Annotated in this window: 20 protein-coding genes; 9 read left to right on the top strand and 11 right to left on the bottom strand. The window is 54.3% G+C overall.

The genetic code is table 11. The features are described 5' to 3' along the window. The first annotated feature begins 108 nt into the window (after positions 1-108). Positions 109-2115 carry an ATP-dependent DNA helicase RecG gene (gene recG / locus R0137_RS02685; RefSeq protein WP_407328349.1) on the top strand — a complete coding sequence of 669 codons (2007 nt, stop codon included), beginning with the start codon at positions 109-111 and terminating at the stop codon, positions 2113-2115. A 28-nt stretch (positions 2116-2143) separates the two neighbouring features. On the opposite strand, the gene R0137_RS02680 is transcribed toward recG, so the two are convergent. After that, the gene (locus tag R0137_RS02680; protein WP_407328347.1) at positions 2144-3523 is read right to left on the bottom strand and encodes an FAD-dependent oxidoreductase; all 1380 of its coding nucleotides are present in this window, start codon (positions 3521-3523) and stop codon (positions 2144-2146) included. 145 nt (positions 3524-3668) lie between these two features. On the opposite strand from R0137_RS02680, the gene R0137_RS02675 reads away from it, so the two are divergent. Genes R0137_RS02675 through R0137_RS02665 form a run of 3 tightly spaced genes read left to right on the top strand, consistent with a single transcriptional unit; the run spans position 3669 to position 6386 of the window. Then, a complete protein-coding gene (locus R0137_RS02675) occupies positions 3669-4286 on the top strand; it encodes a chorismate--pyruvate lyase family protein (protein WP_407328346.1) in 618 nt (205 codons plus the stop codon). A 32-nt stretch (positions 4287-4318) separates the two neighbouring features. After that, positions 4319-5209, top strand: coding sequence for a 4-hydroxybenzoate octaprenyltransferase (gene ubiA, locus R0137_RS02670; protein ID WP_407328344.1), 891 nt, complete (start codon positions 4319-4321; stop codon positions 5207-5209). 13 nt (positions 5210-5222) lie between these two features. Then, positions 5223-6386 (top strand): GNAT family N-acetyltransferase, encoded by a 1164-nt coding sequence (locus R0137_RS02665; protein ID WP_407328342.1) that lies wholly within the window; start codon positions 5223-5225, stop codon positions 6384-6386. Here the strand turns inward: R0137_RS02665 and R0137_RS02660 are convergent. Genes R0137_RS02660 through yaaA form a run of 4 tightly spaced genes read right to left on the bottom strand, consistent with a single transcriptional unit; the run spans position 6379 to position 10349 of the window. After that, the gene (locus tag R0137_RS02660) at positions 6379-7377 is read right to left on the bottom strand and encodes an HAD family hydrolase (RefSeq protein WP_407328341.1); all 999 of its coding nucleotides are present in this window, start codon (positions 7375-7377) and stop codon (positions 6379-6381) included. The two genes, R0137_RS02665 and R0137_RS02660, sit on opposite strands and share 8 nt — an antisense overlap. A gap of 54 nt (positions 7378-7431) precedes the next feature. Beyond that, positions 7432-8034, bottom strand: coding sequence for a DUF938 domain-containing protein (locus tag R0137_RS02655; RefSeq protein WP_407330059.1), 603 nt, complete (start codon positions 8032-8034; stop codon positions 7432-7434). A 2-nt stretch (positions 8035-8036) separates the two neighbouring features. Beyond that, a complete protein-coding gene (locus R0137_RS02650; protein WP_407328339.1) occupies positions 8037-9509 on the bottom strand; it encodes a flavin-containing monooxygenase in 1473 nt (490 codons plus the stop codon). 57 nt (positions 9510-9566) lie between these two features. Next, complete coding sequence (gene yaaA / locus R0137_RS02645) at positions 9567-10349, bottom strand: peroxide stress protein YaaA (RefSeq protein ID WP_407328337.1); 783 nt, start codon at positions 10347-10349, stop codon at positions 9567-9569. A gap of 95 nt (positions 10350-10444) precedes the next feature. On the opposite strand from yaaA, the gene R0137_RS02640 reads away from it, so the two are divergent. From R0137_RS02640 to R0137_RS02630, 3 genes are all read left to right on the top strand, one after another. Next, a complete protein-coding gene (locus R0137_RS02640; RefSeq protein WP_407328336.1) occupies positions 10445-11002 on the top strand; it encodes a TRAP transporter small permease subunit in 558 nt (185 codons plus the stop codon). Further along, on the top strand, positions 11002-12360 hold the full coding sequence (locus tag R0137_RS02635) for a TRAP transporter large permease subunit (protein WP_407328335.1): 1359 nt from the start codon (positions 11002-11004) through the stop codon (positions 12358-12360). The genes R0137_RS02640 and R0137_RS02635 overlap by 1 nt, the downstream gene beginning before the upstream one ends. A gap of 93 nt (positions 12361-12453) precedes the next feature. Then, positions 12454-12849, top strand: a complete 396-nt coding sequence (locus R0137_RS02630; protein ID WP_405272131.1) for an acyl-CoA thioesterase — start codon at positions 12454-12456, stop codon at positions 12847-12849. A 105-nt stretch (positions 12850-12954) separates the two neighbouring features. Here R0137_RS02630 and R0137_RS02625 read toward each other — a convergent pair whose 3' ends face one another. From R0137_RS02625 to uvrD, 3 genes are all read right to left on the bottom strand, one after another. Further along, the gene (locus tag R0137_RS02625; RefSeq protein ID WP_407328333.1) at positions 12955-13422 is read right to left on the bottom strand and encodes a DUF3291 domain-containing protein; all 468 of its coding nucleotides are present in this window, start codon (positions 13420-13422) and stop codon (positions 12955-12957) included. Positions 13423-13487: 65 nt separating this feature from the next. Then, positions 13488-14657, bottom strand: coding sequence for a TRAP transporter substrate-binding protein (locus tag R0137_RS02620; protein WP_407328332.1), 1170 nt, complete (start codon positions 14655-14657; stop codon positions 13488-13490). 64 nt (positions 14658-14721) lie between these two features. Further along, on the bottom strand, positions 14722-16875 hold the full coding sequence (gene uvrD, locus R0137_RS02615) for a DNA helicase II (protein WP_407328330.1): 2154 nt from the start codon (positions 16873-16875) through the stop codon (positions 14722-14724). A gap of 112 nt (positions 16876-16987) precedes the next feature. Here uvrD and R0137_RS02610 point away from each other — a divergent pair, with 112 nt between their 5' ends. Both R0137_RS02610 and R0137_RS02605 read left to right on the top strand, forming a co-directional pair. Then, entirely contained in the window at positions 16988-18691 is a 1704-nt protein-coding gene (locus R0137_RS02610; protein WP_407328329.1) for an SPOR domain-containing protein, read from the top strand. Between the two features lie 16 nt (positions 18692-18707). Then, positions 18708-19136: a hypothetical protein gene (locus R0137_RS02605; protein ID WP_407328327.1), complete on the top strand. Its 429-nt coding sequence runs from the start codon at positions 18708-18710 to the stop codon at positions 19134-19136. Positions 19137-19218: 82 nt separating this feature from the next. Here the strand turns inward: R0137_RS02605 and R0137_RS02600 are convergent, their stop codons facing one another. The 3 genes from R0137_RS02600 to R0137_RS02590 all read right to left on the bottom strand — a co-directional run bounded on the left by R0137_RS02600 (position 19219) and on the right by R0137_RS02590 (position 20919). Beyond that, on the bottom strand, positions 19219-19611 hold the full coding sequence (locus R0137_RS02600; RefSeq protein WP_407328325.1) for a GFA family protein: 393 nt from the start codon (positions 19609-19611) through the stop codon (positions 19219-19221). 21 nt (positions 19612-19632) lie between these two features. Next, complete coding sequence (locus tag R0137_RS02595; protein WP_407328324.1) at positions 19633-19956, bottom strand: hypothetical protein; 324 nt, start codon at positions 19954-19956, stop codon at positions 19633-19635. A 150-nt stretch (positions 19957-20106) separates the two neighbouring features. Then, the gene (locus R0137_RS02590; protein WP_407328322.1) at positions 20107-20919 is read right to left on the bottom strand and encodes a hypothetical protein; all 813 of its coding nucleotides are present in this window, start codon (positions 20917-20919) and stop codon (positions 20107-20109) included. Positions 20920-20945: the final 26 nt, after the last annotated feature.

The following is a 20945-nucleotide window of genomic DNA, read 5'->3' as shown; positions in this document are numbered from 1 at the left end:
TGTCTCCTTTGGGCTGATGCGCCTGCCCAGCTGCGAAACCGTTCAGGCTGGACTGTGAGCCAGATTGTCACACATAGCCTTGAGTCTCTGCGCGGGGTTGGACCAAAAATGGTTGAACGCCTTCAGCGCTACGGCATCACCAACGTCGAGGACTTGCTGTTTCATCTTCCACTGCGCTATCAGGACAGGACGCAGGTCACGCCTATTGGCGCACTTCAAGACGGGGCCGAAGTTGTCATCGAAGGTGATGTCGCTCTGGTCAGTGTCAGCGGCGGCGGGCGACGGCGATCACTCATGGTAAAGCTGCAGGACGGAACCGGCACTGCGACGCTGCGTTTCTTCCATTTCTCTCAAGCACAGAAGAATGCCCTACAAAAAGGCGATCGTTTACGATGCTTTGGATCGGTGCGCCGTGGTACCCAGCATGCAGAGATGATTCACCCCGAATATCGACGCAACATTAACGGCAATGAGAACGAAGACTCGCTGACGCCCATCTACCCAAGCACCGAAGGTATTAGTCAGGGCCAGTGGCGCAAGCTTTGTGAGCAGGCCTTGCTCGCACTGGAGAACAACCCACCAGACGAGCTGCTACCGGCTCAGGAAAACGACTACGGGCTTAGCTCCGCCCTGCGGTTTTTACATCGTCCTCCTCCGAGCGCTGATCAACAGGCGCTACGCGACGGCCGACACCCGGCGCAACTGCGCCTCGCTCTGGAAGAACTGACAGCGCACCAGCTCTCCATGCGTGAACTACGGGCCCGAAGCAGGGAACGTGCAGCTCCCGCCCTCAAAGACACGAAAGGGTTGAACCGGGGTTTTCTTGAGGCACTACCGTTTGAGCCTACGCCCGCGCAACACCGGGTTATGGGAGAAATCACCGACGATCTCGCAAGCGAAAAACCCATGCTTCGACTCGTGCAGGGTGATGTTGGATCAGGAAAGACCGTAGTAGCCGCTGCAGCTGCCCTCATTGCCATTGCCAGCGGTTATCAGGTCGCCGTCATGGCACCGACGGAGCTTCTTGCAGAGCAGCATCGACGTAACTTTGCGGGTTGGTTTGCCGAATTAGATATCTCGCAAATGTGGCTGGCAGGGAGCGTAAAAGGCAAAAATCGGGAGCAAGCACTAGCCGCCATTCAGAGTGGCGAGGCTTCACTGGTCATAGGTACCCACGCTCTCTTCCAGGATGGAGTTGAGTTTGCCCACCTCGGCCTTGTTGTTGTGGATGAGCAGCACCGCTTTGGCGTGCACCAACGCCTTGCCCTAAGTGAAAAGACAGGAGGGGCGTGGCGGGCCCACCAGCTAATCATGACGGCAACGCCCATACCGAGGACCCTGTCTATGGTGGCCTACGCGGACCTCGACTGTTCCGTTATCGATGAGCTTCCTCCAGGGCGGCAGCCTGTGGGTACCGTTCTTATAGACAACCAACGCCGTCAGGAAATTATCGAGCGGGTTGCTCACGCTTGCCAGGGTGGACGGCAGGTCTACTGGGTATGCACCTTGATTGAAGACAGCGATACGCTGCAGGCGCAAGCTGCAGAATCGAGCTACGCGGAACTTGCCGAAGCTTTGGATGGCATCGCAGTGGCCATGGTTCACGGTCGCATGAAGGCTAAGGAAAAAGACGCCGTGATGACTGCGTTCAAAGCAGGAGAGTATCAGTTGCTTGTCGCTACAACGGTTATTGAAGTCGGCGTGGACGTACCAAACGCGACTCTAATGATTATCGAAAACCCCGAGCGCCTGGGGCTGGCCCAGCTTCATCAGCTTCGGGGCCGTGTCGGGCGTGGCAGTGCTGCGAGCCACTGCGTTCTGCTCTACCAGTCACCCTTGGGGCAGCAAAGCAGGGCCCGCCTGCAAGTCATGCGCGAAAGCAATGATGGCTTCTACATCGCAGAAGAGGACCTTCGTCAGCGCGGACCCGGAGAAGTACTGGGTACGCGGCAAACCGGCCTTATGGAATTTAGGGTAGCGCGGCTACCCGAGCACGAGCACTTACTTGATGAAGTACAGAACATCGCTGAGGAGCTACAACAGCAGCGTCCTCAGTGGGTACAGCCTCTCATTCGCCGTTGGGCGGGAGACAGCCAGGCTTTCGCCAACGTCTAACCCCCGGGGCAAACCCTCAAGCGGATGTTCAGGCCATGATCGGTGGCAATAGCTTCTGCAGTGTCATCTTCTGCTTTGTTGCCTCACCAGTGAGGGCAAAACCCAATAGGTCTCCCGCCGCATTGCGATACTCACCCTGAGTACTCGTACCATCAACGGTAAACTGCCATTCGCCTTCCGCATCCGCAGCCGGTGGCGCTACAACGGTAGGACAGGCCGGTACCTTAATGGTTACGGGCATAGCGGGGTAGCTGACTTGTGTTGGTTCCCCGGCAAGGGTTTTGCCCAGTGCTCGAGCCGCTGCCATAAGAGGCGCTACGTAAACCAAGACATGGCCGTCAACTTCGGCGCAATCACCCAGAGCATAAACATCCTCGGCACTGGTCTTCAGGTGCCTGTCGGTAACGATGCCGCGGTTGACGGCTATACCTGAGCTTTTCGCCAGTTCGATATTGGGCCGGACGCCGACCGCAGAAACAACAATATCTGCCTCGAGCACGCCTCCATCGCTCAAAGATACCTCTACAGAATCCCTGGAGCCTGCCGGATGATTGACTTCCGTGACCAGGGGCCCAAAGTGAAAACGTGCCCCCTTAGCCTCCAGTCCGGTCTGCAGCGCTCGAGCGCAGGGCTCTGGCAACAACGTGGGTAAGCAGTGCTGTAATGGGTCGATCACATCGACCTCAAAACCGCCATTAAGCAAGTCATTAGCAAACTCACAGCCGATAAGTCCACCGCCAATAATGGCAATGCGTTTAGCTTCGAGACGCTCCATGGCAGTGCGGAAGTCATCGTAGTCCATGAGGTCGTTCACGGAGTAGACGCGTTCTAACGCGTTACCACCCAAAGGTGGCCGAATGACGCTCGCGCCCGTGGCAAACACGAGTGCCGCGTAATGAACTTCGGTTTCTCGATCAGCCAGACGTAGAACCTTACGCTGAGTATCAACAGCTTGAACGCGAGTCATCGTCCATACGCTCGCATCGAGATTTGCAGCCATCGTGCCCGCATCACTTTGAGTGAGCGCAGCTCCATCGGTATTTTTGGTATAGCCGGTGGACAACATAGGCTTGGAGTAAGCCCTGCCGTCATCTTCTGTGATCAACAGTAACGGCGTGTCGCTGTCATGCTTACGAAACTCCCTCGCAATTCCATAGCCGCCAAGTCCCGTACCGATAATGACTACCGGTGCAGGCTGGGTTTCCGTGCCTGGCACCTCATGGTGGGGGGCGTCCTCTTCCACAGCCTCTGCGAGGAGCTCAAAGTCTTCTTTACCAACACCGCAATCTGGGCACAGCCAATCTTCGGGAACATCCTCCCAGAGAGTACCTGGGGCAATACCATCATCAGGCCAGCCCTTGGCTTCGTCATAGATGAGTCCACAAACGATACATTCCCATTTACGCATGCCAGACTAACTCCTTGTGTGAGGCGCAGCTTTTTCAGAGGGCGGCAAGATTAACATGGCAGAGGATCGCCCTGAAAACGCCTTGGCCGGCTTGCAAGCAGGCTAAACATCACGCATTCTCGCCCTCCCCATCGACTAGATCTTTATGACTCTGCAAGCAAACCGCAGCGTAGGCGTCCCACACTGGCGACGTGAAGAGCAGATTCCCGGTCCAATACTGGCGCCGGTTCGTAGCTGGTTGCTCGACGATGGCTCACTTACTCAGCACTTGGTAGATTCAGGGAAGCAATTTTCCCTGGAGCGCTGGCGTCAGTGCTGGGAAGCCCCAAATCAGGACGAACGCCGACTGCTAAATATGGGGCACAGAGAACTGGCGATGGTGCGCCAGATCGTGATGCATTTGGATGGTAAGGCCGTGGTCTACGCCCGCTCAGTATTTCCAGTGAGCACGTTGGACGGCCCGCTGCTAAGGCTGCGACGCCTGCAGAATCAAAGCCTGGGCAGTTTCTTGTTCTCTCGGCCAGATATGCGCCGAAGCCCTTTTCAAGTAGCGCTTCTCGCAGGCGATGATGCTTACCTACCCAAACCACTGCATCAACAGGAAAAAGCCTGGGCACGTCGCTCCTGTTTTCAGGTCGCCGCTAAGCCTATGCTGGTCAGCGAGGTTTTTCTTGAAGGATTTCCCCGCTGGAGTGCAGCAACACCTCTGCACCGCTCCCGGCGCGGCCAAGTCAGCGTTACAATTGGTTGCAAACGAGCCTGACGCTTACTTGATAAAGAGACAACAACCGATCCATGAGCACCACCACCTCTCCTGCCACTAAACAAGTGAGCAAGTTCTCGGCGTTGTTACAACTGATACGCTGGGACCGACCTATTGGCACCTTGTTACTACTGTGGCCCACCTTATGGGCGCTGTGGATTGCTGCTGAAGGGGTCCCGGACCTGAAGCTTCTAGTGATTTTCGGGCTGGGGACAATCCTCATGCGTTCCTCCGGGTGCATCATCAACGACTTGGCTGACAGAAACCTGGATGGAAGCGTCGAGCGCACTCGCAATCGACCCCTGGTTACGGGAGACGTCACTGTGGGTGAGGCGCTGGCCTTCTTTGCAGTGCTCTGTCTGATGGCCTTTGGTCTGGTACTCATGACCAACTTCATGACCATACTCCTGTCTATACCCGCTTTATTGCTTGCGTCCTGCTATCCCTTGATGAAGCGTTACACTCATCTACCGCAGGTAGTTTTGGGTCTGGCGTTTTCCTGGTCGATCCCCATGGCCTTTGCTGCGCAGCAGAGCAGCTTGCCGCCTGCGCTGTGGCTTCTTTTTACCGGCAGTGTGCTTTGGACTGTGGTGTATGACACCAAATACGCCATGGTGGATCGCAGAGACGATCTTGAGATCGGAATAAAAAGTACAGCTATTCTTTTCGGGGAATCCGACCGCAGTGTTATCGCCGTATTACAAGTACTGTGCCTCACAGCGCTGGTTCTGGCGGGAAGGGAGTTCGGTCTAGGCTGGCCCTACTATCTCGCTTTGCTGGTCACCGCTGGCTTGTTTGGCTATCACCTGTACTTGATTCGTGAACGCGAAGAGGCAGCATGTTTCCGCGCATTTTTGCACAACAACTGGGTAGGAATGACTATCTTCCTTGGGATCGCTGCCCACTACGCTCTGCACACCTGAGACTAAAAACGCGATGAGCCTCACCATCGAGGTCCTAGGCTCTGTCGCAGAAGTATCCGCGACGGAGTGGGATGCACTTTGCAGGTCTGACTATCCCTTTTTACGTCACAGTTTTCTCCTGGGACTAGAGCAAGCGGATTGCACTACGCCAGCAGCGGGTTGGACTCCCGCACACCTTCGCCTAAAAGATGGACAGCGTACCTTGGCGATACTGCCATCCTGGTTAAAGAGCCACTCCTACGGCGAGTATGTCTTCGACTGGGCCTGGGCAGACGCCTGGCGCCGTATGGGTCTGGAGTACTATCCAAAGCTAGTGACAGCGGTCCCCTTTACCCCCGCCACGGGACCTCGCTTACTCCATGCGGACGACCTTGATCCTGCAGTGATATGGGCCACTTTGAAACAACACATGCCTGAGCTTGCGATGAGCTTAGGGGCATCTTCCTGGCACGTGCTGTTTCCTCAAGAAAAAGATGCAGACGCTCTTGCTGCAGCAGGCTTACACACACGGCATCAGGTGCAGTTCCATTGGTATAACCGTGGCTACAGCGACTTCAACGACTTTCTCAGTACCTTCTCCAGCCGCAAGCGAAAGTCTTTGCGCAAAGAGCGCCGTCGCATTGAGGAGCAGGGACTAAGCCTGAGCATGCGAAACGGAACGGAGCTGAGTGAAGAAGACTGGTCGGTTTTCCACCGGTTTTATCAAATGACCTACGCCAAGCGCAGTGGTCATGGCGGCTATCTGACGCGGGAGTTTTTCCTGGACGTAGCGGCGAACATGGGCGAGCAAGTTCTTATGGCCCTCGCCGAAAAAGACGGCTCTCCGGTGGCAGGAGCACTGTATTTTTGCGATGGCGAAACTCTGTACGGACGCTATTGGGGCTGTAGCCGCGAGTACGACTGTCTGCACTTCGAGACCTGCTACTACCAAGGCATCGACTATTGCATTCGTCATGGGCTAAAGCGCTTTGATCCTGGCGCTCAAGGCGAGCATAAAATTCAGCGGGGGTTTGAACCAACGACAACACTGTCCTGTCACTGGGTAGCGCAGGCCGAGCTGGATGATGCTGTGGGTAGCTTCACCCGAGAGGAACAGGTGCATGTAGAGGGGTATCGCAAAGACGCCATGGGCCTTCTCCCCTTCAAAGAGACCCCGGATAACGAGACTCTTACTTAACTTCCGCGGGAAAAACGGTGCTCCAGTCCTGGGCCATATCTATAACGGTCCAGCCTTTTTCCGCAGCCACATCGAGACCTTTATCAAGCTTTCCAATACTTGATTCCCGATCGTAGGCCCACTCTCGCTCTGCATCGGTGTGGTGGAGGTAGAGCATCATTCGCGGGCCGTCACCCGCAGCCGTGTATTGCAACATCTGAAGGTCGCCATCGGAATTGCCTGAAGCAAAAATTGGCCGGCGGCCGATATGCGAATGAATCCCCACGGGCTTACCTTCTTTGTCATCGATGAAGTCGATCTCAGCCAAGCGTCTGAGAACAGGTCTACCGTCCTCCATCTCGAACTCAGTCTTGATACTGCTACCCACGACCTGCTCGGGAGGTATTCCGTACACTCGCTCAGTCCAGGGCCGCATAAATTCAATACCGCCCCCCGACACGATGAAAGTCTTGAAGTCGTTGGCGCGCAGATAGTCCAAAAGCTCGAGCATGGGCTGATACACCATTTCCGTGTACGGGCGCTTGGTCACGGGGTGCCGTGCGGTCTCCAACCACTCACTCACGATCACCTCGAACTCTTCAGTAGTCATTCCCGCGTGACTAGCCATGACAATCTTCAGAACCGATTCCAAGCCACCGGCGAGGGCCGCTTCCAGCTTACCCGCAAGAAGAGACGCAAAAGGCTCTTCGGTCCTCCACTCCGGGTGCTCTTCTGCCAAGGCTTTGACTCGATCGATGGCAAAGAAGAGCTGAAAGTACATCGGCTGCTCTGCCCAAAGGTTGCCGTCATTGTCAAAGGTTGCGATTCGCTCCGCTACGGGTACAAAGTCAGAAGAGTCACTGCGCGTAACGCTTTCTACAAATGCCATGATCGATTGCTTGGACTGGGAATCATTCCAAGAGGGCAAGGGGTCGGTGCTGTCTGCAAACACCGCGCCATTGCTCAATAGCAGCAAGCTTAGTGACAAGAAAAAGTTTCTTAGCATGCTCATTATCAATTCCTTCCCAGCAAAAGTTTAAAGGACAGGTCGCAGCGTAATGGATGGCTAAGCGCTGTCCATCTTCCATACTACTAAACGATTGTTAGCAGGCATCGAAATATCTTCCAGAAGTCGATAACCAGCTGCGCTTGCCAGAGAGTCCAACCATACAAAGTCACGAATACCACTGTTGGGGTCGCGGTCTTTTAACCAAAGGTCAAAGTTCGCATTGGACTCCGATGTAAATTCACCCCCGTAGTTAAGCGGCCCATAAACCAACACCAAGGAATCGGCTGTACCCTGAGCGTTACAAGCGGCAAAAAACGCCTCGACCAAAGCCTCCGACACAATATGCAGGGTATTCGCGGTGTAAATCGCATCTGGCCAGGGTTCAGGCCAGGGGGTTTCGCAAATGTCCACCGTGACCGGCGGCAGAAGGTTGTCCAGCGCTACCCACTCGCAACGGGGCCGAAGTGTAGCCAGGGACTGCGAATGTTCGCTGGGCTGCCAACGCAAATGCGGCATAGCCGCCGCGAACGCGCTGGCGTGCTGCCCCGTACCAGACCCGATTTCCAGCACTGACTGGGCATCGGCCAGTAAGCGCCGCAGCTCATGAAGGATAGGTTCGCGGTTGTTTTCCGCGGCCTGGGAAAACGGTAGGTCCAGCACTGTCAAACACGCATATCGAAATCGGCAAAGTCAGGGCTTCGCATATGCCATCGATAGGCGAGGGTGGAACGGGGCCAGTTGTTGGTCACTTTACCCGCCGCATTTTTATACCAGCTCTCACAGCTCGCCACCCATACCGTCTGCGCAAGTTCGCCCTGCATGCGCTCGCTATAGGCCATCTGAACGTTCTCGTTAACATCAATCGCGCGGAGCTCGTGGCTGAGCAACTTGTCTATGCAATCAACAACGTAGTCGACCTGTCGCTCCACCATAAAGATGATCGAGTTACTGCCCAGATTGGTGTTGGGGCCATAGAGCATAAAGAAATTCGGAAAACCGTGGGTACATACGCCGCGATAGGCCTCCGCACCATCGCGCCAGGCATCCTGCAACGACAATCCATTCACGCCCTTAAACTCAACGGCGCTGTGCATTTGTGAAGTATTAAATCCCGTCGCATAGATAATCGCGTCCACGGGGCGGTCCGTGCCGTCCTCGGCTCGCACTCCTTCTTCGTCCATACCGGTAATTGGTGAGGTAACCAGCTCTACGTTGTCTCTAACGAAAGCGCCAAAAAAATCATCTGAGATAAGAATGCGTTTACAGCCCAGACGGTAGTCCGGCGTGAGCTTGTCCCGTAGCTCCTGATCCTTCACTTCTTCTTCGCGATAGTCCTTGCACCACTTCTCCCATTGCTTAAGAAGCCAGGTAGAACTGTTGCGCAGTACCGGATAGAAAAGCCACTCTCCGCGCAGATAGATCATTGCGCGGACCGCTTTCTGAGCCAGTGGCACGTTCCGAAAGACCCACTTCTCCCAGTCTTGGTACGCGCGGTCATTGCGTTTGATCACATAGTTTGCACTGCGCTGGTACACATGAAGCTGCTCAACCTGCTTCGCTATGTGAGGGATAAACTGCAGGGCACTCGCCGCGTTTCCAATCACCGCCACTCGCTTACCGCTCAAATCATAATCATGGTCCCAGCGCGCGGAGTGAAAGCTATGTCCCGCAAAACTATCCCGTCCGGCAAAGTCAGGAATATTGGGTACGTTGAGCTGCCCCAAACCACTCACCAAACTCCGGGTAAGCAGCTTTTCACCATTAGCAAGTTTCACTTCCCAAAGCCCTGCGTCCTCTTGCCATTGAGCCTGATCAACTTCGGTACTCAAACGAAGGTGCGAGAGCAAACCAAACTCTTCGGCGCAGCGCTGGAAATAGGCCCTGATTTCATTGTGAGGCGAGAACTTGTGGGACCAATCGGGGTTGGGAGCAAAAGAGTAGCTGTAAAGGACCGACGCTACATCGCAACAGGCGCCTGGATAGGTGTTGTCATACCAGGTGCCTCCGACCTGGGGGGACTTCTCCAGGATCACAAAGTCCGTGATACCGCGCTCGCGAAGCTTTATGCCCATGCACAAGCCAGACATGCCCGCGCCAATAATGACCACCTGGTGGGTCGATGTTTGTGCGCTCATTCGGGAATACCTGTTTAACGTTTATGGGGGTTGCTAAGAGCTTTTAATAACGCGCGGTTAGGCAGCGGGCGCTTTATCGCGAGTGAACACGAGCTCGCGGGCAGAAGACTCCGCCGCGTTGTAGCGATAACCTCCTACGCGAAACTTTTTCAGCGCGGCCACGTCGTTCACTTCTTTATCAACGATGTAACGCGCCATTTGTCCCCGTGCCTTTTTCGCAAAGAAACTAATGATTTTGTATTTACCGTTTTTGAGATCTTTGAACACCGGCGTGATGACTTCGCCATCGAGAGCGCCGGGTTTTACCGCTTTGAAATATTCATTGGAGGCGAGGTTTAGAAGAACGGCAGTATCGGTCTTCTTCAGCTGCTTGTTCAGGCTGACAGTCAGAGCGTCACCCCAAAAATCATAAAGATTCTTGCCGCCGCTATTAGAAAAACGCAGCCCCATTTCGAGTCGGTAGGCTTGCATGAGATCGAGAGGGCGCAAGACCCCATAGAGGCCTGAGAGAATACGCAGGTGCTTCTGCGCGTAAGCCAACTGAGCTGCATTCATTGTCTCGGCTTCGAGTCCGGTGTAGACGTCACCTTTGAACGCCAGAATGGCTTGTCGGGCATTCGTCTTATCAAAGGGGCGATGCCAATCCATAAACCGCTGGTGATTGAGCGTCGCAATGTTCTCGGATACGCCCATGAGAGACCGGATATCCATAGGATCCAACCGCCGTGCATCTTCAACAAGTGCCTCGGAGCGTTCGAGAAACTCGGGCTGCGTCGCTTTGCGAGTGGTAACTGGCGACTCGTAATCCAGAGTTTTAGCGGGTGAAATAACGCTCAGCATTGTCGTTGTCCTTACTGCTTGTTGGAGTGTTTCTTAGTTCGCGTTTTAGCTGGGTTCTCAAGGTCTTGCGCAAAGAAGAGTGAACGCGGTGGGCTATGATACCCTCGCCTTCCGGCATTAAGAAAGGCAGTAAATCGGTGCTTAATTGGGCGTCTTTTATACAGGCGGTTGACCGTTTCACCCTGCTGTCCGGACGACTGCTCGCTTGGTGCGCGTTGGCCATGGCATTGCTTACCGCCGCGATCGTCATCCTGCGTTATGGGTTTTCTACTGGCTCCATCGCTATGCAGGAGACCGTAACCTACCTTCATGGCAGCCTCTTCATGCTGGGTGTCGCCTATGCCCTTAAGTCCGGCAGTCACGTGCGTGTCGATATCTTTTATCGCGGCTTTAGCGATCGAGGTAAGGCCTGGATTAACGCTTTGGGAGGCATTGTTTTCCTTCTCCCTCTTTGTGTGATGATTTTTGTAATCAGCTGGGGTTACGTCGCCGACTCTTGGGCAATTCGTGAAAGCTCGCCAGAGCCCGGAGGGATCCCCTACTTGTACCTACTTAAAACACTCTTGCCGCTTATGGCCATAAACCTTGGTCTGGCAGGTTTCGTAGACATATTACGAAACGCACAGATCCTTATTCTTCGCGAGAGTCGCTGATGGACGGATCTATTGCACTGTGGATGTTCGCCGCAGTCTGTGGACTGCTAATGCTCGGGTATCCGGTAGCGTTCACCCTCGCAGGCACAGCGCTGCTATTTGCCGCCGTGGGCACCATCGCGGGGGGCTTTGATCCGGCCTTCTTGGAGGCTCTCCCCGGACGACTGTTTGGCACCATCAGCAACGTCACGCTCATCGCAGTCCCGCTGTTTGTGATGATGGGCGTGATTCTCGAAAAATCGAAGGTCGCCGAAGAACTTCTCGAGAGTATGTCCGCTTTATTGGGTCGCCTGCCCGGCGGATTAGCTATTTCCGTCGTTCTGGTGGGAATGCTCCTGGCAGCAAGCACAGGCATTGTCGGCGCGACGGTGGTAACTATGGGCCTTCTATCCCTACCTACGATGTTACGGGCGGGCTACGGTCCCAGCATCGCCACGGGCACTATCTGCGCCACCGGCACCCTTGGTCAAATAATCCCACCGTCGATCGCGCTCGTGCTACTTGGCGACATCCTCTCTAGCTCTTACCAACAAGCACAGCTAAAACTGGAGGTCTTTAACCCCCAAACTGTCTCGGTAGGGGATTTATTTGTCGGCGCAATCATTCCCGGTCTTCTTTTGGTGGGCCTTTACTGTCTTTACATCCTTGGAATGGCATTGCTTCGGCCGGGAAGCGTTCCACCGGTTAAAACCCGAACTATGTCCTGGGGAAAACTACTTCATGGCCTGATACCCCCGCTGATTCTCATTGCCGTTGTGCTCGGCTCCATACTCGCAGGCGCGGCTACACCCACAGAAGCAGCCGGGGTCGGTGCTACCGGGGCATTGCTACTCGCGGCTTTGCGCGGCGAGGTGAATCAAAACAAGTTGCAAGAAATTGTTACCAGTACTTTGGAAACCACCGCCATGGTCTTCATGATCTTGATTGGCGCGGCGGTGTTCTCGCTCGTGTTTCGAGGTTTCGGTGGAGAAGAGCTGATTCAGGCTTTCTTTGCCGACCTACCGGGGGGCGTTTTCTCAGCGACCTTACTGGTGATGGTCGTAATCTTCGCTCTTGGTTTCGTTCTGGATTTCATCGAAATCACCTTCGTTGTGGTTCCGATTGTTGGCCCTATTTTGCTGCTCATGGGCGTTGATCCCATATGGCTAGGCATTATGATTGCGATCAATCTGCAAACCTCGTTCCTGACGCCGCCTTTTGGCTTTGCGCTCTTTTACCTGCGGGGAGTGGCGCCCGACTCAGTGCCCACATCTGCCATCTATCGCGGTGTAATACCTTTTATTTGTATTCAGCTTTTGGTCCTAGCGGCTCTCTGGGTCTGGCCCCAGCTCGCCACGTGGTTGTCAGCGCAGCTTTAATCGCTATACCTAGCCTATGGCTGGCGGCTACACTGCTGCAGATACTTTGGAATTCACCTTAACCTTTCACCCTAACGACAGAACCAGCGGATCATGAGCGACATAGACTCCACACCATTACCCCAAGGCGAACTCGCCATACAAACCATCGCGATGCCCAAGGATACCAACGCCTCCGGGGATATCTTTGGCGGATGGCTCCTCTCGCAAATGGATCTTGCCGGGGCAATCACCGCTGAAGAGGTCGCGAAGGGCAGGGTGGCGACAGTGGCCATCGACGGTATGGCATTTATTACGCCGGTTCACGTAGGGGCGGTTGTATCCTGCTTTTGTGATGTTATTGAGATCGGGCGCTCATCGATTCGCATCATGGTCGAGGTATGGATTAACTCGCCGCACGATGGAGATCCAATCAAGGTAACAGAAGGTGAGTTCGTCTTCGTTGCTATTGATGATCAGCGGCGCACCCGAACCATCACACATACATAGAGTAGCAGCCTAACGCTATGGAACCTCCTACGACCGGTGAGTCCTCTATAGCTCATTCGGCGTAGAGACTTGCCTAAAAGTGTGCGGCGTCTATTGCTTGATCACTCAGGGCTTGAACTGGTCTGGCGGTGGAAAACGCTCTCTGAAAGTAAAGGCGTCGATGCTTGGACCACGTTCCTCCAATAACTTTAGGCGCGCTTTCGCGTCGTCAATGCTGGGTATTTCCCCACCCGCAACCCACCAAAGAACCATATGCGGACCGCTGGGTCTCGTGAACCACTGCTTTCGGTGACGCATCAGTGCAATGTGCTCACCTAGATACACATAGCGCTCTAAGGCTTCGACGCTAGTCCACACAGACATGTTGATGAGCAAGGTAGGGTCTTCAAAAGCCAAAATATCTGTGGCATTGCCACTGTCGCTTTGCAGCCGCCAGACAAACCCCGGACTGCGCTCAGCAAGCGCATTGATCTCATCAAGTCGAGACGCGAAACCTTCCATAATCGGGTCGTTCATCTCGGCCAGGGCATGGGCGATATTTACCTGCACTAAATGGTAGTTTTCAGAGGCCACTCTTGCTCCAGATAAAAGAGTGCAGTGCGCTGATCATAGGGATGGGAACAGCGCTGGTCCTGCACTTACTCGTCTATTAATGGGCCCATAACGTCTCTGCGGACATTGATGTAAGACTGCTCTGATATTTCGTGATACGCACGTACATCTCTCATAAACGACTGAAACGACGCGTTCACCTTTGCAGCCAAAGGATCATCGGCAATCATTCTGGCCATGGCTTCTTCACCGCCACGATACAAGGCCGCAAGCACATCATCGGGTAAACGCCGGAGTTTAACGTCATGAACCTCGATCATTTCCCGAAGCGCCCGGTTATTCCGCGCGGTAAATTCGTCGAGCATATCCTGGTTAGCCGCTCGTGCTGCGTAGCGAACTATCGCCTTAAGATCATCAGGCAAAGCATTAAGCGCGTCTTCGTTCACGATAAACTCGAGCATCGAGCCAGGCTCATGCCATCCCGGGTAGTAGTAGTACTCGGCTATTTCGTGAAGCCCGAGGGCAAGGTCGTTGTAAGGTCCAACCCACTCGACCGCATCGATTACCCCGGTCTGTAAAGCGGTATACACCTCGCCTCCGGGAATACGTACTGCTTCACCTCCTGCTGCACTGAATACTTCACCAGCCAGGCCCGGAATTCGCATGCGCAAACCTTTGATGTCTTCGAGCGAATTGATCTCTCGGTTAAACCAACCCGCCATTTGCACGCCACTACTGCCACCGGCGAACGGCACCAGTCCCGCGGGAGCGTAAATCTCCTCCCACAACGCCATCCCACCACCGTAGTGCAGCCAACCATTCATTTCCTGCGCGGTCATGCCAAAAGGTACTGCAGTGAAGAACACAGAAGAGGGGATTTTTCCCTTCCAGTAATAACTAGCCCCGTGACCAATTTGAGCAACGCCGGAGGACACAGCGTCAAACACCTCAAAGGCCGGTACGATTTCACCCGCACCATAAACGCGAACATCCATGCGCCCCGCGCTCATCTCTCGGACCATTTGGGCGAAGACTTCGGGTGTGTGTCCCAGGCCCGGCAGATTCTTGGGCCATGTGGTCACCAACTTCCACTCGATGGTATCGCCACCCTGGCCCAGCTCACCAGCGTTACCGGGACCCGCAGCGCGATCGTAAGCAACGCGCTCAAAGGCCCACAAAGCCAGGAGTAAAACGAGCGCTGCTGCTAGTACCAGCACCGCCAAAGCTTCTTTGTTAATACCCGGTGACTTGCTCATGTGGTTCTTACCTCAGGCCCGTGCTCTGGCCTTTTATTGTTGTATTGCCCTAGGAGTCCAACTCTTACAGCGCCTGCAGTTTCGCATATTGCACGACCAGCCACTTGGTACCTTCCGAAGCAAAATTAACTTCGACGCGAGCGTTACTGCCCCGGCCTTCGAAGTTTAGTACCACCCCTTCACCAAACATCTGGTGGTATACCCGCTGCCCCAAAATCAGGCCTGTATCAGCGGCTGGAGTGCTTCCCGACAGCTGGCTTACCGGTCTGCTGATTTTGGTTTGCAGTCTCACTTCGTTCACGAGTTCTGATGGAATCTCCCGTACAAAGCGCGATGGAGGGTTGTAACTATCGCTACCATGCAGGCGGCGACTTTCAGCGTAAGTCATGATCAACCGCTCCATCGCCCGGGTAATGCCCACGTAGCAAAGTCGCCGTTCCTCTTCCAATCGACCAGGTTCTTCAATGGACATGCGATGGGGAAAGAGGTTTTCCTCCATACCCGCCAAAATCACCAATGGAAACTCAAGACCTTTCGCCGAGTGCAGCGTCATTAACTGCACACTGTCTTCGTGGGGGTCTGCCTGACCCTCCCCTGCATCCAAAGCCGCGCTGTCCACAAACTGCTGCAGCGGCGACAGCTCTTCACCTTCGGGTACAAAGGTTCGCGCTGCGCTGACGAGTTCCTCAAGGTTCTCCACACGCGCCAGCCCTTTCTCCCCCTTTTCTTTCTCGTGGTAGGCAATCAATCCTGAGCGACGCACCATCTGATCCACGAGCTCTTCAAGCGTCATGGGGTCGGTCAGCGTATCCAGCTCATCTACCAGAACTCGGAAGCCATCCATGGCGGTCAAAGCCCGGGCTGGCAATAACTTGTGCTCCTGACAGCTTTGTATCGCCTGCCACAATGAGCACTGTTGCTCTCGAGCAGTAGCGCGCAGTACATCCAAAGTCTTACTGCCAATACCCCGGGGCGGCGTGTTGATCACCCGCTCAAAGGCGGCATCGTCACCTCGGCTTACCAACAGGCGCAGGTAGGCCATGGCATTTCGAATCTCCAGGCGCTCATAGAACCGCTGGCCGCCGTAAATGCGGTAGGGCAAGCCAGTGCGTAGCAACGCCTCTTCCAATACCCGAGATTGAGCGTTGGAGCGATACAAAATGGCAACAGAGCGTCGCGCCTGACCATTGCTTACCCAGTTTTCTATCTGCTCAACGATGAAACGGGCTTCGTCCTGCTCGTTAAAACCTGCATAGAGCTGTAAAGGCTCACCGGTTTCTCCAGAGCTCCACAGCTCCTTACCGAGGCGACCACTGTTATTTGAGATAACCCCGTTGGCGGCCTGCAGAATCGTTTGGGTAGACCGATAGTTCTGCTCCAAGCGAACCACCTTAGTACCGCCAAAGTCCTCACCGAACCGCTGAATGTTCTCAATTTTCGCACCGCGCCAGCCATATATAGACTGATCATCATCACCCACAGCGACGACAGAGATTTTGTCACCAGCCAATACCCGTAGCCACGCATACTGGATGGTGTTTGTGTCCTGAAACTCGTCTACCAGTATCTGACGGAATCGACCTTGATAGTGCGCGAGTACTTCCGGCGCCTTGAGCCATAACTCATGGGCGCGCAGCAGTAACTCCGCGAAGTCGACCATACCTCCCCGTTCGCAGGCCTCTTCGTAAGCCGCGTACACGCGCAGCATAGTCTTTATGTAAAGGTCGCCCAAAGGCGGCTCGATGTGGGCAGCACGGAGCCCCTCATCTTTTTGGGCATTGATGTACCACTGGGCCTGTTTAGGGGGCCAACGAGACTCATCAAGCTGTAGCTCCCGGCAGACCCGTTTTACTAGCCGTAACTGATCGTCGCTATCGAGAATCTGAAAATTCTGCGGAAGTCGCGCTTCCTTCCAATGCGTTTTTAGTAAACGGTGCGCGAGGCCATGAAAGGTACCCACCCACATACTATGAGTCGGAATCTGCAGCATTTGTTCTATGCGCCCGCGCATCTCCCTCGCAGCTTTGTTGGTAAAGGTCACAGCCAACACAGCATGCGGCGATAGTCCCTCAGCACGAATCAACCAGGCGATACGGTGCACCAACACTCGAGTCTTGCCAGACCCAGCGCCAGCCAACACCAGCATATTGCCACTCTCCGCCGCCACAGCATCTCGCTGCGCGTCGTTTAAACCCGTCAAAATATCGCTTACATCCATAGACACATTCTAACCGCATCGCCGGCGTCACTCACGGAAAACGGCAATCGCGAGCGTGACTGCTTTCGCTCTGCTAATATCCATAGCGACCCATAGCCAGTAGCTAAAAGTAATGGCAGAAGAAGACGAAGATCGGGAAATCGGCAACTCGGCTGGAGATGACAGTCCGCGTCGCGGTGGGGACTCTGATGATCAACAAGACGATTATCCGAGCATGTTCGTTGATCGAGATGACGATAACAGTTCTCCGTTTGTTGACCGTGACTATGGCGATGATCTGCCAGATTCAAAAGACGATTGCGAAAGTGCGGACCCTGGTTACGCGGCGTTTGCCAGTGAGCTCGATGACCCGCTTGCGGATTGGCCTTCGCCCGACGTGCCGCTCGAAGAACTACCAGAGGTCCGTCAGCAAAAAGAGTCCGCAGAACTCCGAGCTGAAGTTCCTGAACCTGTCGCCCAAGCTCCTTTGATTAGCGATCTACCCGAGCCCCTCGAAACACCATCAGACGAAGCCTTCCTAAGCAGTTCTACGGAGCCTGTAAGCGGCGATGTTAACGGCGACATGTTGTTTGAAGCGGCGGCTGAAGAAGTCGCGAATAGTAATGCACCCGATGTGTCTGATGGAGACGACCTAGCCCCGGAAGAGGGCTTTAAAAATGGCCTAAGTGGAGTAGAGGATTACGGGGTGCCCGATTCAGTGCCAGGGGATGAAGAGCCTAATGTTCCTGAGGCGCCGTCCGTAGACGAAATGGCTGAAGAAGCACCCTTCTACGACGAAGAGCCCCTTGAACCCGAAGTTCCGGAGGTCGGTGACGATGAGGATTACATCGAGGAATCACTTGTTGGGCAAAAGGAGGCCTTTTCTGAAGAGCAGGAAGATTTTGAAGAAGAGTTTGTCGATGACTTTTTAAACGACCTCGACCCACCCGAGGAAGAAGAGCTACCCGTGGTAGATGCCTATGAAGACGATTTCGATACATCGATCGGAGTAGGTACAACGATGGCGGAAAGCAGTGTAGAAAAGGCTGGTCCTTTCGACACAGCTGAGGACACAAGTCTCAACACAACGACAATGCACGCAGATGATGAGGAAGCCCCCGTGCCGGCAATACCCGCCTCCGGAAACGTAGAGGAAAAAGAAGATCGCTCCCTTCCTTTGGGAATGCTCGCCGTTGTCGCAGTAGCGCTTCTTTTACTCGCTGTCGGTGGTTTTGGTGTCATGCAGCAGCGCAGCGAGATGCAGGCGGAGATTCGAGATCTTCAAGCCAAGCTTGCCACCACCGTCAGCCCAGAAGAGGCTGAAACCGAGCGAGAGCGGCAACGACAGATGCAACTGCAGAATGAATCGCTCAGTACAGAGTTAGAGGCTTTAACCGCAGAGAATGACGCCTTGTCGCAACGATTGGAGGAACTTGAATCACTCGAGGCTGCCAAAGCTAGTGCGGCTGCTGAAAAACTAGCCCAAGAAGCCGCGGCTAAAGCGGCAGCCGATCGCGCAGCTCAACTGGCTGCTGAACAAGCCGCCGCAAAGAAGAGTGCAGCAAGTCGTTCAGCGTCTTCGGGCAATGCCGTGGCGCCCAAAGGTCCTTGGTTTGTCAATTTTGGCTCCTATGCCGACCGAGGTATTGCTGAGCGTTGGGCAAACAAACTGACCGTGGAAAGCGGCAGTGTAGTGGTACAAACAGCCACGGCTGCAGGTAAGACTTTGTATCGCGTGCGGGTGATTGGACTCGCAGATCAGGACTCTGCCGAGCGGGTTGCAACGGCTCTGGAGAGACAATATCAACTCCCCAGGTTGTGGGTAGGGAAAAACTGAACAGCACAGGTAAAACATGATGAAAAGGAAAGTTATCGAATCTCACCGTCTTCAGTTTCCGATGCTCCGTGTTGCCGCATTGAGTGTTTGTCTTGGCGGTACTTTGGCGATTTCAACAGCAGCATTAGCACAAGACATGTGCCAACAACCCGCCCAGCCCGAAGCGCTGGATGGCTCGGCAGCGTCTATGGAAGCAATGCTTGCAGGTCAGAAGGCGGTGAAGGCATTTCAGGCAAGCAACATGGAGTACATGCAATGCCTGGAGGCCAAATCTGCCACAGCAGAGGCTGATGCGAAGAACCTGCAAGACAGTGATGCACAAGCTTTAGCCCGTGCAGACTATGCAAAGTCTATCGACGCTTACAATGCTGCCGTATCAGCTGAAGAAGAAGTAGCAGAAGCATTCAATGTTGCCCTGCGAGCGTACAAAGCGGCAAATAAGTAGAAACGCCCGCGGGCTCTTAATGCCTTAACAAGGTTGTTCAAGCGCTGCACGTCAGCGCTTTTTGCTAGTGGTTCTCGGATACCTACTCTTTGGACTTGTGCGCAAGCTTGTGGGCATTGGCTTCCCAGTCATCCCCATCGAACTCTACGATCGTCACGTACTCTGGCTTCTTGTCGAGACAGTTCACGTTCACGTCTACTCCGTCAGGATTGGAGCGTGGGATGTAGTACGGCTTAATGCCACAATGACTGCAAAAGTAATGCTTGGCGACGCCGGAATTGAAGGTATAGCAACTTAAACGTTCCTCACCCTTAAGCAGGCTAAAGCGCGATGCGGGCACGATGAGGTGTAGATAACCGCCTTTGCTACAAATAGAGCAATTGCATCGCTCCAGCTCAACCGCGTTTGGTGCCTGGACAGAAAAACGGACTTCTCCGCAATGGCAGCCCCCGGTGTACGTGAGCAGTTCACTCATCAATTGTTCGCCTTCAACACTTCAGACGAGTGTAAGTCCTGGTGCGTCCAGCATAAAGCGTGAACTGAAATTACCTCTCAAAGAGCCTGTTGCTCGATCTGTGGAATCCACAATAGACAGAAGCTCTTCCATGAAGACCTTCTCAGAAGCAGCAGCCAAAGCATCGAGATCGATGGGACAGTTTGCCTGAACAATCGCCAGATCTCGTTGCAAGCCATCGCGGTCCTGAAGACCAAGCACCCGAACAACGCGATTACAAATTGCAGACACGGTCGCCTGTTCCTGCTTACTAAAAGGCTGATCGCGGCACGCAGTGAAAGGCGCGTCTATCACCGTATATTTCACAGAATCTCCAATCACAACTATGGTGTTTTCGAAAAAACGCCATACAAATCAAACTAGTGCTCGTACCCTAACGAAGCGCTTCCCGTTGTGACTACTGTGAAGAAAGGAATTTGTGGGTCAGGTCGCAGAAAAACTCGCAGACACGCATGGCTAGGCGGGTTTGTCCTGATCACGGCTCAGAAGCGCGCCCAGCACGTAGGACCAAATCTCTGTGTTAAATCCCATACCCAGGTGGGATGCATCGACCTCGATATGTCTTACCTTTGGGCTTTTGTGATCATAAACAGCATTCCAATCCACGATGCCGTCTGTCTTACTAATGATCGCGGTAATGGGCTGGCTGATCGGCGGGGCGGTTTCTTCACGGCGAGCTATTTCCGCTTCAATCCAGTCGAGATCAGTTCCGCGGCGGCGAAAAACAGAAGCCGCTACGGTGTATTTGGGCCCTCCAATGAGGGGAGAACCCATCGTCACAACCTTATCCACGACGCCCGGCAACTCGCGGGCAACCTCTCGAGCCACAAAGCCACCGAGACTCCAACCAACCAAAGAAATTTTCTTGCCTGTTGCAGTGTGACGGGCCACAACCGCGTCGTAAAATCGATCAATCAAAAAGGGGACGGCGACTTCACCACGGTATTCCTCGCGATACTCAAAATCCCAGCGCGGTGATAAATCCTCCTGCGTGTGGCGTAGGTTACTGCCACCCAAGTTTGTTCCTAAGCCCCAACCCTCTGAACGCACGCCGTTTTGCTTCAGGAAGCGACGCAAAGGCAAGGTGTAAGCGTCTCCTGAACCAAAACCGGGAACCACTATCGTGAGGCTGTCTGTCTGCTGCGCCACAGATCGGCTCTCCCCTCTGATCAGCGGACGTAGCATCGTCGCAAAATCGACGGCGGCGCGGGCTTCTAGAAACAATAAGCTCTTGCTGGGCGCTGCTGGCACCCCCCCTAAATCTGTCATGAAAAAGCTTCCAAGTAGCGGTATAG

This window comes from Congregibacter brevis (assembly GCF_045689245.1).
Lineage (GTDB): Bacteria > Pseudomonadota > Gammaproteobacteria > Pseudomonadales > Halieaceae > Congregibacter > Congregibacter brevis.
Note: the sequence above shows the minus strand (reverse complement) of the source record. Positions and strands in the feature narration are given on the sequence as shown.